1 protein-coding gene and 1 pseudogene are annotated in these 1,002 nt (G+C 68.2%); one reads left to right on the forward strand and one right to left on the reverse strand.

Translation table 11 applies throughout. The features are described from left to right. Window positions 1-547 (forward strand): aldo/keto reductase (locus AAE045_RS23225; protein WP_455549684.1); only part of this gene is annotated, 547 nt, incomplete at its 5' end. A gap of 199 nt (window positions 548-746) precedes the next feature. Here AAE045_RS23225 and AAE045_RS23230 read toward each other — a convergent pair. Continuing rightward, a pseudogene (locus tag AAE045_RS23230) lies at window positions 747-1,002 on the reverse strand (oxidoreductase); the annotation flags it as partial.

The following is a 1,002-nucleotide window of genomic DNA, read 5'->3' on the forward strand; positions in this document are numbered from 1 at the left end:
GCGCGGCTGGTCGCCGTTGGTCGCGCTGCAGATCGAGTACAGCCTGGTCGAGCGCACCGTGGAGCACGAACTGCTGCCGATGGCCCAGGCCATGGGGCTGGGCGTGCTGCCCTGGTCCCCGCTCGGCGGTGGCATCCTGACCGGCAAGTACACCCACGCCGATCTCTCCGATGAGAACAGTGCGGACGTGGCGAGCAGTCGCAAGGGCGTGATCGCGTCGATCGGCCATCTCAACGAACGCTCGCTGGCGATTGCCACGGTAGTGGGCGAGGTGGCCGAGGAGCTGGGCGTGACGCGCTCGCAGGTGGCCATTGCCTGGACGCTGGTCAATCCGGCCGTGGTCTCGCCGATCATCGGCGCCCGTACCGTCGCGCAGGCCGAAGACAACCTCGGCGCGCTGGAGATCGTCCTCAGCGAGGCGCATCTGGCCCGGTTGGATGAGGCCAGTGCACCGGCACCGATCTTCCCCGCCCGCTTCATCGGCCGGCCGATGGCCCAGCAGTTGATCTTCGGCACCACCACGCTCCGCGGGGAGATCCGCCGATGAGCCGGCTGCCGCTACGCTGATAGCCCTGGACGGCAAGCCGTATCACAACGACTACGTCTGGATCTTCCGCATGCGCGATGACACGGCGGTCGAGGGGAAGATGTCCTCCGCCGGATCCCCGCCAAGAAGGCACCCTGACGCCTCCGCACCTTCGCCGGTATGCCGGTCACCCGCGGTGGCTACCATGGGCATTCACGCCTCAGGCGTTGACGTCGACCACGGTGCGGCCCTGCACCCGCCCCTGCAGCATCTGGCCGGCCAGCGCCGGCACCTCGGCAAGACTGATCATCTGCGTGGTGCGGGCGAGCTTGCCCAGATCCAGATCCGCCGCCAGGCGCGTCCACGCCTGTTCGCGTGCGGAATACGGCGCGTTCACCGAATCGATACCGGCCAGGGTCACATTGCGCAGAATGAAGGGCAGCACGGAGCCCGGCAGATCGGCCCCCTGGGCCAAT

It is taken from the genome of Dryocola clanedunensis (assembly GCF_038405435.1).
Taxonomy (GTDB): Bacteria; Pseudomonadota; Gammaproteobacteria; order Enterobacterales; family Enterobacteriaceae; genus Dryocola; species Dryocola clanedunensis_A.